Raw genomic sequence first — 15,187 nt, 5'->3', positions numbered from 1 at the left:
GGCGTGACCCCCCCCCGTCGCGCACGAGGAGGGGGTCACGCCGGCCCGCGGGCGGGGTGTGCCTACCGGGCGTCGACGATCATCCCGGCGCCGACCGTGTTGTTGGTGGACTCGTCCACGAGGATGAACCCGCCGGTGAGGCGGTTGCGGGCGTAGTCGTCCACGAACAGGGGCTGGGTGACCCGGAGCGATACCCGCCCGATCTCGTTGAGGCCGAGCGACTGGGCCGTCTCGTCCCGGTGCAGGGTGTTGACGTCCAGCCGGTAGTGCAGGTCCTTGACCAGGGCACGGGCCGTGCGGGTGGTGTGCTTGATGGTCAGCTTGGTGCGCGGGGACAGCTTGGCGGTGTCGGCCATCCAGCAGATCATCGCCTCCAGCTCCTGGGAGACCTGCGGCTGGTTGTTCGGGCGGCAGATCATGTCGCCGCGCGAGATGTCGATGTCGTCCTCCAGCCGGAGGGTGACCGACATCGGCGGGAACGCCTCGTCGACCGGCCCGTCGAAGGTGTCGATCGACGCGATGCGCGTGGCCAGGCCCGAGGGCAGGTGCATGACCTCGTCGCCCGGCTTGAGCACCCCTCCGGCGACCTGGCCCGCGTAGCCGCGGTAGTCGTGCAGCGAGGGGTCGGTGGCCCGCTGCGGGCGGATGACGTACTGCACGGGGAAGCGCACGTCGACCAGGTTGCGGTCGGAGGCGATGTGCACGTGCTCCAAGTGGTGGAGCAGGGAGGACCCGTTGTACCAGGGCGTGTTCTCCGAGCGGGCCACCACGTTGTCGCCGTGCAGCGCCGAGATCGGGATGAACGTCAGGTCCGGCGCGTTCAGCTTGGAGGCGAACGCGGTGAACTCCTCGCGGATCTCCTCGAACCGCTCCTGGGAGTAGTCGACCAGGTCCATCTTGTTGACGGCCAGCACCAGGTGCGGCACCCGCAGCAGGGTGGTGAGGAACGCGTGCCGCCGCGACTGCTCCAGCACGCCCTTGCGGGCGTCGATCAGGACGATCGCCAGGTCCGCGGTGGAGGCGCCGGTGACCATGTTGCGGGTGTACTGGATGTGCCCGGGGGTGTCGGCGATGATGAACTTGCGCTTGGGAGTGGCGAAGTAGCGGTAGGCCACGTCGATCGTGATGCCCTGCTCCCGCTCGGCCCGCAGGCCGTCGGTGAGGAGCGACAGGTCGGTGTACTCGGTGCCGCGGTCGCGGGAGGTGCGCTCGACGGCCTCCAGCTGGTCCTCGAAGATCGCCTTGGAGTCGAAGAGCAGCCGCCCGATGAGGGTCGACTTTCCGTCGTCGACACTTCCCGCCGTGGCGAAGCGAAGAATGTCCATTAGCGCTGCTCTCCAGAGGTCGTACGGCGTGCGCGGCGGGACCGCGCGGGAAGGGGCTCGCGGGAGACCGGGTGGGCCGGGTGGGCCTGGTGGCACGGGAAGCCGGGGAGGCGGACGCTCACTAGAAGTAACCCTCCCGCTTGCGGTCCTCCATGGAGGCCTCCGAGGCGCGGTCGTCGGCGCGGGTGGCGCCGCGCTCGGTGATCCGGGTCACCGCGATCTCCTCGATGATCGCCTCGACCGTCGCGGCACTCGACTGGACGGCACCGGTGCAGGTCACGTCGCCGACCGTCCGGTAGCGGACCGTCATGTCCAGCAGCGACTCGTCGTCGTCGCGGGTGATGAACTCGCTGTCGGCCAGCAGCATGCCGTCGCGCTCGAACACCTTGCGGGTGTGGGCGAAGTAGATCGAGGGAATCTCGATCTCCTCGCGCCGGATGTAGTCCCAGATGTCGAGCTCGGTCCAGTTGGACAGCGGGAACACCCGGATGTGCTCGCCCTTGCGGATCCTGGCGTTGTAGAGGTTCCACAGCTCGGGGCGCTGGTTCTTGGGGTCCCACTGGCCGAAGTCGTCGCGGAAGGAGAACACGCGCTCCTTGGCGCGGGCCTTCTCCTCGTCGCGGCGGGCGCCGCCGAACACCGCGTCGTACTCGTTCTCCTCGATCGCGTCCAGCAGCGTCGTGGTCTGCAGCCGGTTGCGCGAGGCCCTGCGGCCGGTCTCCTCGACGACGCGTCCGGCGTCGATGGAGTCCTGGACGCTGGCGACGACCAGGCGGGCGCCCAGCTCGGCGGCGCGGCGGTCGCGGAACTCGATGACCTCGGTGAAGTTGTGCCCGGTGTCGACGTGCATCAGCGGGAAGGGAATCGGCGCCGGCCAGAACGCCTTCTCCGCGATGCGAAGCATGACGATGGAGTCCTTCCCCCCCGAGAAGAGCAGACAGGGACGCTCGAACTCCGCCGCGACCTCGCGCATGATGTGAACAGCCTCTGCCTCGAGGACGTCGAGCTGCGACGTGGTGTAGTCGCGCTGAAGCATCAGACTCTCCTAGCGGGGATTAGCGGTGCAGATCCCGGATTCCAGCGAGCAACGTTGGCGCCAGTCCCGGTAGGGATACAAGAATATCCGGCAACGAGGGGTCAGGCTGGTTGTAGACCAGCGGCGAGCCGTCGATGCGGCTCGCGTGGACCCCGGAGGCGAGGGCCACCGCGACGGGCGCGGCGGAGTCCCACTCGTACTGGCCTCCGGCGTGCACGTAGGCCTCGACCTGGCCGGTGAGCACGGCGGAGATCTTGGCGCCCGCCGAACCGATCGGCACCAGGTCGGCGCCGGCGAGCCGGGCCAGGTTCTGCACGAACTCCGGCGGGCGGGTCCTGCTGACCGCGATCCGCGGCCTGGCGCCCGTCTCGGGAGCGGGCGGCACGGGGGGTTCGAGGGTGGAGAGCGTACGGTCCTGGGCGGGCAGCGCGACGGCTCCGGCCGTCAGCGTGCCGCGCTCCCAGAGCGCCACGTGGACCGCCCAGTCGGCACGGCCCTCCTCGGCGAACTCGCGGGTGCCGTCCAGCGGGTCGACGATCCAGACCCGGTCGGCGCGCAGCCTGCGCGGGTCGAGGCGCTCCTCGCTGGTCGCCTCCTCGGACAGCACGCTGTCACCCGGGCGCAACCGGGAAAGCGCCTCCATCAGGAACACGTGGGAGGCGGCGTCGCCCTCCTTGCGAAGCTCGGACGGGTCGCCGAAGCCCCGCTCCGCGCGCAGGGCGGCCAGCTTCTCGCCTGCCGTCGTCGCCAGCTCCGCGGCGAGTACGTGATCGTCGCGAACGGTCATCAGTATGCTCCAGCTCCTCGCGCGACAGCCGACCAAGTCTTCCACAGGATCTGCAGGTCCAGCATGAGGGACCAGCTCTCCACGTAACGCAGGTCCAACCGTACGGATTCCTCCCAGGAAAGGTCGGAACGACCGCTTACCTGCCAGAGGCCGGTCATCCCGGGCTTGACCAGTAATCGGCGGCGGACGTCGTCACCGTACCTGGCGACCTCCTCGGGCAGCGGCGGCCGAGGGCCTACCAGGGACATGTGTCCCAGGACCACGTTGATCAGCTGGGGCAGCTCGTCCAGCGAGTGGCGGCGCAGCCAGGCGCCCAGCGGGGTCACCCGCGGATCGTGGCGGATCTTGAAGAGCAGGCCGTGCCCGTCGCTGGACAGGGCGATCTTCCGGTGCTCGGCGTCGACGCGCATCGTCCGGAACTTGTAGATCGTGAACTCGGCGCCGTCGCGGCCCACCCTCGTCTGCCGGAAGAACGCGGGTCCCGGCCCCGAGGCCCGTACGGCCACCGCCACCCCCGCCAGCAGCGGCAGCAGGGCCGCCAGCAGCAGCCCGGCGCCCACCCGGTCGAACAGGTTCTTGAGCACCTGGCGCAGGCCGGAGATCTCGGGGTGGTCCACGTGCAGCAGCGGCAGTCCCGCCGCCGGGCGGATGGTGATCCGCGGCCCGGCCACCTCCATCAGCGCGGGAGCCACGATCAGGTCCGTGTGCGTCTTCTCCAGCTGCCAGGCCAGCCGCCGCAGCGCCACCCCGTCCATCTCCGGGCAGGCGAGCACGGCCACGGTGTCGGCCGAGACCTGCCCGACCGCGAGCGCGACGTCGGTGAAGTCGCCCAGCACCGGCACGCCCTCCACGTCGCCCGTCCCGTCGTGCGGGACACACGCCGCGACGACCTCCATGCCGTGGTAGCGCTCCCGGCGGAACCTGCGGACCAGCTCGGCGATCGCCGCCCGGTGGCCCACGGCCACCACCCGCCGCATGCACCCGCCCCGCGCCCGCCTGCGGTGCAGGGAACGGCGCAGGGCGTAGCGCGCGAGGAGGGTGAGCAGCGTCGTCAGCGGGAGCGCCAGCACCACGTAGCCCCGGGCCACCTCGATCTTGGTGAGGTAGGCGCAGACGGCGAGGGCGGCGGTGAGCATGAAGCCGCACTGCAGGATCCGCTGGAACTCCTCCGAGCCCAGGCCGATCAGCCGGGGCTCGTAGGCACGGTTCAGCGCGACCACGCAGACCCAGACGGCGGGCAGGGCCGCGCTCAGCATGACGTACGGGAAGACGTAGGCGGTAACCTCGCCGAATCGAACGAACAGCGCGAGGGCTCCGGCCAGGGCGGCGCAGGCCGTGTCGGCGGCGACGGCCGTCGCGCGGTGCTCCCGCACCCAGCCCGGCATGCGCCGGCGCGCGGCCGCGACGGCTCCGGGCCCGGTTTCCTGTGCGGCCTGGACTGCGGTCACGTCGCGCACGCGCTCCCCCTGCGTAACCGTTCACGGACAGACAGTTATGGAATGGTAGCGGCGGCGGGAGAGGCCCGAAGGTTGAAGACCGAAACGTACATCTCTGTGGATGTCGAGGCCGATGGTCCCATTCCGGGGGCATATTCAATGGTCAGCTTTGGGATGACCGTGGCCGGGCGGATGACCGGAAAGGTCTTCGAACCGGTGGATCCGCTGACTCACACGCACTATGCCGAGCTGCGGCCGATCAGCGACGACCACGTTCCCGAGGCGCTCGCGGTGAGCGGGCTGGACCGGGAGACGCTGCTCCGCGAGGGCCGCGACCCGGCCGAGGCCATGCGGGAGGCCGCCACGTGGGTCCGCGAGGTGTGCGGGAACAGCTCGCCGGTGCTGGCGGCCTACCCGCTCTCCTACGACTGGATGTGGATTTACTGGTATTTCATGCGCTTCACTGGCGTCTCACCGTTCGGACACTCGCGCTGCGTCGACCTCAAGACGCTGTACGCGGCCAAGGCGGGCGTGCCGATCGGCTGGGCGACCAAGCGGCAGATGCCCGAGCACCTGCGGTCCCGGCGGCCGCACACCCACAACGCGCTGGACGACGCGATCGAGCAGGCCGAGCTGCTGCAGAACCTGATGGCGTTCGACCCGCCGCGTCCCTGAGCGGGCCGGCGTCCGAGCGGGGGCCGGATCACCCGTACGAACCCGCGCGAACCTGTACGAACCCGTGCGAAACCCTGTGGACGGGGGCCGGATCACCCGTGCGGGCGGGTCACGGCGGGACCGGCCATCCGGGCGGGACCGGCTATCTGGGCGGGCCGGAGACGTTCAGGTCGCCGGTGTGGAAGGCGTTCTGGGTCGGCTCCAGGCCGACCCTGATCAGCGACTCCACCACGTCCGAGGCGCGGTCGACCAGGAACGCGAGGTCCTTGCGCTCGGCGGTGGCGAAGTCGCGCAGGACGTAGGCCGCGGCGTCCATCCGGCCGGGCGGGCGGCCGATGCCGAACCGCACCCGCAGGTAGTCCTTGGTCGCCAGCGACTTGGTGATCGACTTCAGCCCGTTGTGGCCGTTGTCGCCGCCGCCCAGCTTCGCCCTCAGCGCGCCGTACGGGATGTCCAGCTCGTCGTGGACCACGACCACGCGGGCCGGGTCGACCTTGTAGAAGTCGGCCAGGGCCTTGACCGGCCCGCCGGAGAGGTTCATGAAGGACAGCGGCTTGGCCAGCACGGCGGGGACACCCGCCAGGCGGCCCTCCAGCACCTCCGCCCGCGACCGGTGCGCCTTGAACCGTCCCCCGGCTCGCGCGGCGAGCTCGTCCAGGACCATGAACCCCGCGTTGTGCCGGTTCCCGGCGTACTCCGGCCCGGGGTTTCCCAGGCCCACGACCAACCAGCGGTCCACGATCGGCATCCCTTCACACGCGCGTCAGGGCGGCCCGGTCCCGGGCCGCCCTGACAGATCTAGCAGAGAAAACTACTCGGCGCTCTCGGAGCTCTCGCCCTCGGCGGCCGGAGCGGCCTCGACGGTCTCGCCCTCCGGCTCGGCGGTCGGGGTCGCGGCGACGATCAGGACCAGCGCCTCGGGGTCGGCGGCGAGGGTCGTGCCCTTGGGCAGCTTCAGGTCGGCGGCGGTGATCTGGGTGCCGACCTCCAGGCCCTCGACGTCGACCTCGACGCCCTCGGGGATGTGGGTGGCCTCGGTCTCGACGGAGACGGAGACGAGCTGCTGGTCGAGGATGCCGTCGGCGACCTCGCCCACCACGGTGACGGGGATGTCGACTGTGACCTTCTCGCCGCGGCGGACGAGGATGAGGTCGACGTGCTCCAGGAAGCCCTTGATCGGGTCACGCTGGACGCCCTTGGGCAGGGCCAGCTCGGCCACCGCGCCCTCGAGACGGATCAGCACGTTCGGCGTACGCAGGGCGAGCAGCAGGTCGTGACCCGGCAGGGACAGGTGCTGGGGGTCGGTGCCGTGCCCGTAGAGGACGACGGGCACCTTGTTCTCACGACGGATCTTGCGGGCGGCGCCCTTGCCGAACTTGTCACGGAGTTCGGTGGTGATGACCACTTCGGACATGGCTGATCTCCTAGGGATCTTGGGAATCGGAAAGGTGCGCTCCCCCTCACCCGCCCTAGCGGAAGGCGTTACGAGCGCACGCAATCCCACAACCCTACCGTGTCAACGGTGACGCCGGCGCGCCGCGGCTCCGGCCGCCCCCGGGAACGCGTCGGCGACGGGTTCCCGGGGGGCGGGGCGGGATGTCAGCTGTCGCCCTCGAAGAGGCTGGTCACCGAGCCGTCGCTGAAGACCTCGTTGATCGCACGGGCGATCAGGGGGGCGATCGACAGCACGGTGAGCTTGTCGAACCGCTTGTCCTCGGGGAGCGGCACCGTGTTGGTGACGATGACCTCGGAGATCCTGGAGTTCTTCAGCCGGTCGACCGCGGGGTCGGAGAACACCGCGTGGGTGGCGGCCACGACCACGTTGGTGGCGCCCTGCTCGTACAGCGCGTCGGCCGCCTTGCAGATCGTCCCCGCGGTGTCGATCATGTCGTCGATCAGCACGCAGGTCCGGCCCCTGACCCGGCCGACGACCTCGCTCACCTTCACCTGGTTGGCCACGTCGAGGTCGCGGCGCTTGTGGATGAAGGCCAGCGGGGTGCCCAGCGTGTCGGCCCAGCGCTCCGAGAGCCGCACCCGGCCGGTGTCGGGCGAGACGACCGTGGTCGTGGCCAGGTCGAGCTTGTCCTTGAGGTAGTTGACCAGGACGGGCATGGCGAACAGATGGTCCACCGGGCCGTCGAAGAAGCCCTGGATCTGGGAGGTGTGCAGGTCGATCGACATCAGCCGGTCGGCCCCGGCCGTCTTGAACATGTCGGCCATCAGGCGGGCGGTGATGGGCTCGCGGCCCCGGCCCTTCTTGTCCTGGCGGGCGTAGCCGTAGAACGGCATGATCACGGTGATCCGCTTGGCGGATGCGCGCTTGAGGGCGTCCACCATGATCAGCTGTTCCATGATCCACTGGTTGATCGGCCAGGTGTGGCTCTGCATGACGAACGCGTCACAGCCGCGGACCGACTCCTGGTAGCGGGCGTAGATCTCCCCGTTGGCGAAGTCGCGAAGCGTGGTCGGCGCCGCGTCGACCCCGAGGTGGCTCGCCACCTCGTCCGCCAGCTCCGGGTGCGCACGCCCGGAGAAGAACATCAGGTTCTTCTCACCGGTCTTCTTGATGCCGCTCATGCCGTCCCCCTCGCCTGACGGCACACCGATGCCCGCGCGACGCTGCCGTGCCCGCCGGGCCGCTCGCTTCGCTCACTCACGTCTGGCTCCCCTGCTGTTTCCCGGCCTCGGCGGCCCGTAGCGCCGCCTCGGCCGATCTGGTGCCCGCGCGCCTGCGCGCGACCCACCCTTCGATGTTGCGCTGCCGTCCGCGGGCCACCCCGATGGCCCCTGGGGGGACATCTCCGTCGATGACCGAGCCCGCGGCCGTGTACGCGCCGTCGCCGATGGTGACCGGCGCGACGAGCATGGTGTCGCACCCGACGAAGGCGCCCTCGCCCACCGTCGTGTGGTGCTTGTCGACCCCGTCGTAGTTGACGAAGATCGCCGAAGCGCCGATGTTGGCGCCCGCGCCGATCGTGGCGTCGCCCACGTAGCTCAGGTGGGGCACCTTGGCGCCCTCTCCGACCTGCGCGTTCTTCATCTCAACGTACGTCCCCGCCTTGGCCTTGCGCGCGAGGACCGTGCCGGGGCGCAGGTAGGCGTACGGCCCGACCAGGGCCTCGGGGCCGATCACGGCGTCGACGCAGACCGCGTTGCGCACCAGCGCCCCCTGGGCGACGATCGTGTCGGTCAGGGTGCTGGCGGGGCCGACCTCGGCACCCTCGGCGACCGTCGTGCAGCCGAGCAGCTGGGTTCCGGGGTGGATCACCACGTCCGCTTCGAGGATGACGTCGACGTCGACCCACGTGGTGGCCGGGTCGATCACGGTCACCCCGGCCCGCATGTGGGCCTCCAGCAGGCGCGCGTTGAGCACCTTGCGGGCGAAGGCCAGCTGCACGCGGTCGTTGACGCCCTCCACCTCCACGTAGTCGGCCGCGACGTGCGCGCCGACCCGGTGGCCGTCCTCCCGCAGGATCGCGAGGACGTCGGTGAGGTACTCCTCGCCCTGGGCGTTGGAGGCGGACACCCGCTTGACCGCGTCGGCGAGCAGGAGGCCGTCGAAGGCGTAGACGCCGGAGTTCATCTCCTTGATCGCCCGTTGCGCGGGGTCGGCGTCCTTCTCCTCGACGATCTCCAGGACCGCGCCCGAGTCGTCGCGGACGATCCGGCCGTAGCCGTGCGGATCGGGGACCTCGGCCGTGAGCACGGTGACGGCGTTGCCGTCCCGGCCGTGCCGTTCGAGCAGGGCCGCGAGGGTCTCGGTGCGCAGCAGCGGCACGTCGCCGTAGGTCACCAGGACGGTGCCGTCGATGGTGCCGGACGCCTCCAGGGCGATCCTTACGGCGTGGCCGGTGCCCTTCTGCTCGGTCTGGACGACGGCCTGCGCGTCGGGGCCGGCCTTGGCCAGGTGCGCCTGGACCCGCTCCCGTTCGTGGCCGATGACGACAATGAGCCGCTTGGGTTCGAGACCCCGGGCGGCGGAGAGCGCGTGGTCGACCAGGGTCCGGCCGCACAGCTCATGGAGGATCTTCGGTGTTCTCGACTTCATCCGGGTTCCCTCGCCTGCGGCGAGGACGATGACGGCTGCCGGGCGCGGCACACTCACGGACGAGGCTCCCTCGGCGTCGCGGCTGAGACATGGCGAGGCGCGATGACGGATGGCCACCCCCAGGGCGCGGCATCGTCACCTGCTCGACAACGTGAGGATACCTTCCCCCTCGGGAACCCACTCAGCCGACCAGCCGAGTGAATAAAACAGACACAAGGGATGGCTCCGGCACCAGGACTCGAACCTGGACAACAAGGACCAAAACCTTGCGGGCTGCCAATTACCCAATGCCGGACCGACCAGGCGATCGGGACAGTTCCCGCGCGCCCGGCACCCCTACGATACAGAGCCCGCGCCGCCGAACGCGCCTCGTTTGCGGACCCGTCCCGGCGTCCCGCCCCGGAGCCCGTACACCCGCGACACACGCCCGCGCGACCATGCGCGCGCGGGAGCCCCGTTTAGCAGGTCAGCCGAGGGTAGAACAAGTGGTGGACCCGCTACGACGTCAATCCCAAAGAGTCATGTTCCAGACATTGGGTTCTTAGGTGTTCCTAACTTACGATGGCGTAGGTTACGGTGGCGTAGCCGCACATGAGTCCTTGGCCTTTTCCGAGCCACCGCGAGGTAGCGTATGACCCTCATCGAAGAACGCCCTGCTCAGGGCCCCAAGCCTGACGTCGACCCCGAGCGGAAGACCCTGCCCGAGATCATCACCTTCGGGGTGGTGGTCGGCGCCCCGCTGATCGCCCTGGTGGTGGCCGTCCCGTTCGCCTGGGGCTGGGGACTCGGCTGGTCCGACATCGTCATCGCCGGTGTCTTCTACGTGGTCACCGGGCTCGGCGTCACCGTCGGCCTGCACCGCCACTTCACCCACGGATCGTTCAAGGCCAAGCGCCCGCTGAAGATCGCGCTGGGCATCGCGGGCAGCCTCTCCATGGAGATGTCGGTGCTCGACTGGGTCGCCACCCACCGCAAGCACCACAAGTTCTCCGACAAGGAGGGCGACCCGCACTCGCCGTGGCGCTTCGGCACGGGCTTCGTGGCGGTGTCCAAGGGCCTGCTCTGGGCGCACATGGGCTGGCTGTTCGAGGCCGACCGGGCCAACCGGGAGAAGTACGCTCCCGACCTGGTCAAGGACCCCGACATCATCAAGCTGCACAAGCTCTTCCCGGTGCTGGCGATCACCACGATGGTCGCCCCCGCCGTGCTGGGCGGTCTGCTGACCTGGTCGTGGTGGGGCATGGCGACCGGCTTCTTCTGGGGCACGCTGGTCCGGATCGGCCTGCTGCACCACGTGACCTGGTCGATCAACTCCATCTGCCACGTCTTCGGCGAGGAGGCCTTCGAGTCGCGCGACAAGTCGCGCAACGTGTGGTGGCTGGCCATCCCCTCCTTCGGCGAGTCCTGGCACAACCTGCACCACTCCGACCCCACCTGCGCCCGGCACGGCGCGCTGAAGGGGCAGATCGACCTCAGCGCGGGTGTCATCCGCTGGTTCGAGAAGGCCGGCTGGGCGTACGACGTCCGCTGGCCGACGCCCGAGCGCCTGGCCGCCAAGCGCATCGCCGCCTGACCCGGGGTTCGGGTGCCGTCGGACAGCGAGGGGACGCCATTATGAGAACCGTGAGCGAACCCCGACGGCGCATGTCAGGTAAGGAACGCCGGGAACAGCTGATCCAGATCAGCAGGACCCTCTTCGCGGAGAAAGGGTTCGACGGCACCTCGGTGGAGGAGATCGCGGCGACCGCCAACGTCTCCAAACCGGTGGTCTACGAGCACTTCGGCGGCAAGGAGGGCGTCTACGCGGTCGTCATCGACCGGGAAATGCAGAAGCTGCTGGGCCTGGTGACCGAGGCGCTGTCCGCCTCGCACTCACTGATCAAACTGGAGCGGGCGGCCCTGGCCCTGCTGGCCTACGTGGAGGAGAACAGCGAGGGTTTCCGCATCCTCGTCCGTGACTCGCACGCCGCCTCGGGGACCGGCACGTTCGCCAGCCTGATCAACGACATCGCCAGCCAGGTCGAGGACGTCATGGTCGACGAGTTCGTCGAGCGTGGCTACGACCCCAAACTGGCCCCCATGTACGCCCAGATGCTGGTCGGCATGGTGGCGCTGACCGGCCAGTGGTGGCTGGACGTGCGCAGGCCGCCGCGCGAGGAGGTCGCCGCCCACCTGGTCAACCTGGCCTGGAACGGTCTGACCGGTCTGGACCCCGACCCCCGGCTGACCGCCGCCTCGCGTGGCCTGGAGCACCGGCTGGCCCATCCGCCGCAGCGCCCGGCCGACCCCCACCCCTCCGGATCCGGCCCGCAGCCCCACCCGGCCGGCCCGCGGCCACGCGCCGCGGGAACGGAGCCGCACACCGCGAAGACGGAGTCACGCGCCGCGAAGACGGAGCCGCACACCGCGGAGACGGAGCCGCAACCGCCCCCGGCGGGATCACACTCGCCCCCGCGCCCCGAGTTATCGCCGCCCCCGACGGAGAAGGAGATCCGGGAGCTGGAGAAGGCGCGCGAGCGGGAGCTGAGGAACCAGGAGAAGCTGCGCGAGCGCGAGCTCAAGGAGCGGGAGAAGCTGCGGCAGCGCGAGCAGCGCGAGGCCGAGAAGCTGGCCAGGGAGCTGGAGAAGATGCAGCTCCGCGAGCAGCGGGAGCTGGACAAGGCGCGCGAGCGGGAGTATCGGGAGCAGCAGCGGTTGCTGAGGGAGCAGGAGAAGGCACGCCTGAAGGAGGCCAAGGCCGCCGAGCGCGACGCCCTCAAGCACGCGAAACTCGTTGATGATGCGCAGGGAAAACTTGAGCCAAGTGAGTAAGCAACAGCGCTCGTTGAGACTAAATTAACGTTCCGTTCAATCAAAGCGGGCATTCTGGTCATATGTCCGCTGAACTCGTTCGTCCCACCCCCGACGGGCTTCCACTACCCCAGGAGCGCTTCCTCAACCGAGAGGAGAGCTGGCTCCAGTTCAACCAGCGAGTTCTGGAGATGGCGGAGGATTCGTCCCTGCCCCTGCTGGAGCGGGTGCGGTTCCTGGCCATCTTCGCCAGCAACCTCGACGAGTTCTTCCGCGTCCGGGTGGCCGGGCTGAAACGGCGGATGGCCACCGGACTGCTGCTCCGCACGAAAAGCGGGCTGAAGCCCCGCGAGGAGCTGGCCAGGATAGCGGCCATCGCCAACGACCTCGCGCAGCGGCAGTCGGCCTGCTTCTACGAGCGGATCTGCCCGCAGCTGGGCGCCGAGGGCATCGAGATCGTGCGCTGGGACGACCTGGGCCGCGACGAGCGCGGCGAGATGCGCAAGCTCTTCAGGGAGCGGATCAGGCCGGTGCTGACGCCGCTGGCCGTCGACCCCGCCCACCCCTTCCCGTACATCTCGGGCCTGTCCCTGAACCTGGCCGTCACCGTCCGCAACCCCACGACCGGCAACACGGTCTTCGCCAGGGTCAAGGTGCCCAGCCAGCTCCCCCGCTTCGTCACGGCGTCCGTGAACCGCTTCGTCCCGCTTGAGGATGTGATCGCCGCCCACCTCGGGCAGCTGTTCAAGGGCATGGAGGTCGTCGAGCACCACGTCTTCCGGGTGACCCGCAACGAGGACCTCGACGTCGACGAGGACGTCACCGAGAACCTCATGCAGGCGCTGGAGCGCGAGCTGCTCAAGCGCCGCTTCGGCCCCCCGGTCCGGCTGGAGGTCGAGGAGACCATCACCCCCGAGGTGCTCGACCTGCTGGTGGACGAGCTGGGAGTGGCCGAACACGAGATCTACCGGCTGCCGGGGCCGCTGGACCTGACCGGGCTGCACGCGATCGCCGACCTGGACCGGGGCGAGCTGAGCTTCCGCCCGTTCGTGCCGGCGGAGGTCGTGCACGTCGCGGACGACATCTTCGCGGTGCTGCGCGAACGGGACGTGCTGCTGCACCACCCGTACGACTCGTTCTCCACGAGCGTGCAGCGGTTCATCGAGCAGGCCGCGGCCGACCCCGCCGTACTGGCCATCAAGCAGACGCTCTACCGCACCAGCGGCGACTCGCCCATCGTGGACGCGCTGATCGACGCCGCCGAGGCCGGCAAGCAGGTCGTCGTGGTGGTGGAGATCAAGGCCAGGTTCGACGAGCACGCCAACATCACCTGGGCACGCAAGCTGGAGCGGGCCGGATGCCACGTGGTCTACGGCGTCGTGGGGCTGAAGACCCACTGCAAGCTGGCCCTGGTCGTGCGCCAGGAGTCCTCCGGCGAGCTGCGCAGCTACTGCCACATCGGCACCGGGAACTACAACCCCAAGACCGCCAGGCTGTACGAGGACCTCGGCCTGCTCACCGCCGACCGGCTGGTCGGCGAGGACGTCACGGACCTGTTCATCCACCTGACCGGCTACTCCAACCACTCGGCCTACCGGCGGCTGCTGGTCGCCCCGCACTCCCTGCGCGGCGGGCTGCTGGCCAGGATCGAGCGGGAGATCTCCCACCAGGAGGCCGGCCGCCCGGCCAGGATCAGGATGAAGACGAACTCCCTGGTCGACGAGCCCATCATCGACGCCCTCTACCGGGCGTCGCGGGCCGGCGTACCGGTGGACCTGTGGGTGCGGGGGGTCTGCACGCTCCGTCCCGGCATTCCCGAGATGTCGGAGAACATCAGGGTCAGGAGCGTGCTGGGCCGGTTCCTCGAACACTCGCGGATCTACGAGTTCGGCCACGGCCGGCGCCCGGAGATCTGGATCGGCAGCGGCGACATGATGCGCCGTAACATCGAACGCCGGGTGGAGGCGCTGGTCAAGGTCTCCAGCCAGCAGCAGCGCAGCTACCTCAGCGAGCTGCTGGACCGGGCCATGTCGGACGACACCGCGACCTGGTGGCTCAACTCCGACGGGACCTGGACCCGCCATCCCGGCGACGACCTGCAGACCTACCTGATCGGCACCCGCCGGTGGAGAACGATCGATGACTGAGCGCGACACCCGCAGGGACGACACGATCCACGCGGCCGGGGCCGTCGTCTGGCGCGGCTCCCCGGACGCCCCGGAGGTCGCCCTCGTCCACCGGCCCAAGTACGACGACTGGTCGTTCCCCAAGGGGAAGCTGAAACGCGGCGAGCACCCCGTCGCGGGCGCGGTGCGCGAGCTGGCCGAGGAGGCGGGGATCACCGCGGAGTTCGGCCGGTCGCTGCCCTCGAGCCACTACCTGAAGGGCGGGCGGCCCAAGCGCGTCGACTACTGGCTGGCCAGGATGGTCGCCGAGGGCCCCCGTACCGACACGCACGAGGTCGACGACGTGGCCTGGCTGCCGGTGGACGAGGCCGCGCGGCGCCTGACCTACGAGTGGGACGCCGGGCTGCTCGACGCGCTCGGCGAGGCGTCGCCGGCGACCACCCCGCTCGTCCTGGTACGGCACGGCCTGGCGGGCAACCGGCAGGACTGGGAGGGCGACGACGACGACCGGCCGCTCGACAGACGCGGGCGCGGGCAGTCCGAGGTGCTGGCGGACGTGCTGGGCGCCTTCCGCCTCGCGGAGCTGGTCAGCTCCCCCAGCAGGCGGTGCGTGCAGACCCTGGAGCCGTACGCGAAGCGGGCCGGTCTGCCGATCCGGCTCGAACCCGTCCTGTCGGAGAACGGCTACGATGCCCGGGCCTCCCTGCGCCTGGCCACGGAGGCGATGGCCTCGAACCGGCCCGTGGCGCTCTGCAGCCACGGCAAGGTCCTGCCCGAGCTGATCGCCGGGCTCGACGAGCGGGCGGGAGGCACGCGGCTGTCCAAGGGCGCGTTCATGGTGCTGCACCACGCGGGCGGCGAGGTCGTGGCCGTGGACGACCACGAGGTCTGACACCCATTCACATCCAGCGCGCCGACCGCCTCCCAGACCTGGGAGCCACGACCGCCGAAGCTCATCGCTCCC

13 protein-coding genes and 1 tRNA gene are annotated in these 15,187 nt (G+C 69.9%); 5 read left to right on the top strand and 9 right to left on the bottom strand.

Translation table 11 applies throughout. From position 1 onward, the window contains the following. Positions 1-62: 62 nt before the first annotated feature. The 4 genes from cysN to AB0G15_RS42260 form a co-directional block, all read right to left on the bottom strand. Positions 63-1,325 carry a sulfate adenylyltransferase subunit CysN gene (cysN, locus tag AB0G15_RS42275; RefSeq protein ID WP_362851173.1) on the bottom strand — a complete coding sequence of 421 codons (1,263 nt, stop codon included), beginning with the start codon at positions 1,323-1,325 and terminating at the stop codon, positions 63-65. Positions 1,326-1,446: 121 nt separating this feature from the next. Continuing rightward, complete coding sequence (gene cysD / locus AB0G15_RS42270) at positions 1,447-2,361, bottom strand: sulfate adenylyltransferase subunit CysD (RefSeq protein WP_362851172.1); 915 nt, start codon at positions 2,359-2,361, stop codon at positions 1,447-1,449. A gap of 19 nt (positions 2,362-2,380) precedes the next feature. Next, positions 2,381-3,148 (bottom strand): 3'(2'),5'-bisphosphate nucleotidase CysQ, encoded by a 768-nt coding sequence (locus AB0G15_RS42265; RefSeq protein ID WP_362851171.1) that lies wholly within the window; start codon positions 3,146-3,148, stop codon positions 2,381-2,383. Continuing rightward, on the bottom strand, positions 3,148-4,533 hold the full coding sequence (locus tag AB0G15_RS42260) for a sugar transferase (RefSeq protein WP_362851174.1): 1,386 nt from the start codon (positions 4,531-4,533) through the stop codon (positions 3,148-3,150). The genes AB0G15_RS42265 and AB0G15_RS42260 overlap by 1 nt, the downstream gene beginning before the upstream one ends. Positions 4,534-4,800: 267 nt before the next feature. Here AB0G15_RS42260 and AB0G15_RS42255 point away from each other — a divergent pair, with 267 nt between their 5' ends. Further along, complete coding sequence (locus AB0G15_RS42255) at positions 4,801-5,259, top strand: 3'-5' exoribonuclease (RefSeq protein ID WP_362851170.1); 459 nt, start codon at positions 4,801-4,803, stop codon at positions 5,257-5,259. A 142-nt stretch (positions 5,260-5,401) separates the two neighbouring features. Here AB0G15_RS42255 and pth read toward each other — a convergent pair whose 3' ends face one another. The 5 genes from pth to AB0G15_RS42230 form a co-directional block, all read right to left on the bottom strand. Next, the gene (gene pth / locus AB0G15_RS42250) at positions 5,402-6,007 is read right to left on the bottom strand and encodes an aminoacyl-tRNA hydrolase (protein ID WP_329086086.1); all 606 of its coding nucleotides are present in this window, start codon (positions 6,005-6,007) and stop codon (positions 5,402-5,404) included. A 63-nt stretch (positions 6,008-6,070) separates the two neighbouring features. After that, positions 6,071-6,673, bottom strand: a complete 603-nt coding sequence (locus AB0G15_RS42245; RefSeq protein ID WP_362851169.1) for a 50S ribosomal protein L25/general stress protein Ctc — start codon at positions 6,671-6,673, stop codon at positions 6,071-6,073. 185 nt (positions 6,674-6,858) lie between these two features. Further along, complete coding sequence (locus tag AB0G15_RS42240; RefSeq protein WP_344743831.1) at positions 6,859-7,836, bottom strand: ribose-phosphate diphosphokinase; 978 nt, start codon at positions 7,834-7,836, stop codon at positions 6,859-6,861. Positions 7,837-7,912: 76 nt separating this feature from the next. Then, positions 7,913-9,364 (bottom strand): bifunctional UDP-N-acetylglucosamine diphosphorylase/glucosamine-1-phosphate N-acetyltransferase GlmU, encoded by a 1,452-nt coding sequence (gene glmU, locus AB0G15_RS42235; protein WP_362851168.1) that lies wholly within the window; start codon positions 9,362-9,364, stop codon positions 7,913-7,915. A 163-nt stretch (positions 9,365-9,527) separates the two neighbouring features. Beyond that, positions 9,528-9,602: transfer RNA gene (locus AB0G15_RS42230), tRNA-Gln, on the bottom strand. 336 nt (positions 9,603-9,938) lie between these two features. Between AB0G15_RS42230 and AB0G15_RS42225 the strand changes: the two genes are divergently transcribed. From AB0G15_RS42225 to AB0G15_RS42210, 4 genes are all read left to right on the top strand, one after another. Then, positions 9,939-10,880, top strand: a complete 942-nt coding sequence (locus AB0G15_RS42225; protein ID WP_362851167.1) for a fatty acid desaturase — start codon at positions 9,939-9,941, stop codon at positions 10,878-10,880. 41 nt (positions 10,881-10,921) lie between these two features. Next, positions 10,922-12,118 (top strand): TetR family transcriptional regulator, encoded by a 1,197-nt coding sequence (locus AB0G15_RS42220; protein ID WP_362851166.1) that lies wholly within the window; start codon positions 10,922-10,924, stop codon positions 12,116-12,118. Positions 12,119-12,180: 62 nt separating this feature from the next. After that, positions 12,181-14,244, top strand: coding sequence for an RNA degradosome polyphosphate kinase (locus AB0G15_RS42215; RefSeq protein WP_362851165.1), 2,064 nt, complete (start codon positions 12,181-12,183; stop codon positions 14,242-14,244). Further along, positions 14,237-15,115, top strand: a complete 879-nt coding sequence (locus tag AB0G15_RS42210) for an NUDIX hydrolase (RefSeq protein WP_362851164.1) — start codon at positions 14,237-14,239, stop codon at positions 15,113-15,115. Before AB0G15_RS42215 ends, AB0G15_RS42210 begins: the two co-directional genes overlap by 8 nt. Positions 15,116-15,187: the final 72 nt, after the last annotated feature.

This window comes from Streptosporangium sp. NPDC023825, assembly GCF_040639575.1.
In the GTDB taxonomy this organism is placed as follows: Bacteria; Actinomycetota; Actinomycetes; order Streptosporangiales; family Streptosporangiaceae; genus Streptosporangium.
This window is presented reverse-complemented; position numbering and strand designations above follow the sequence as displayed.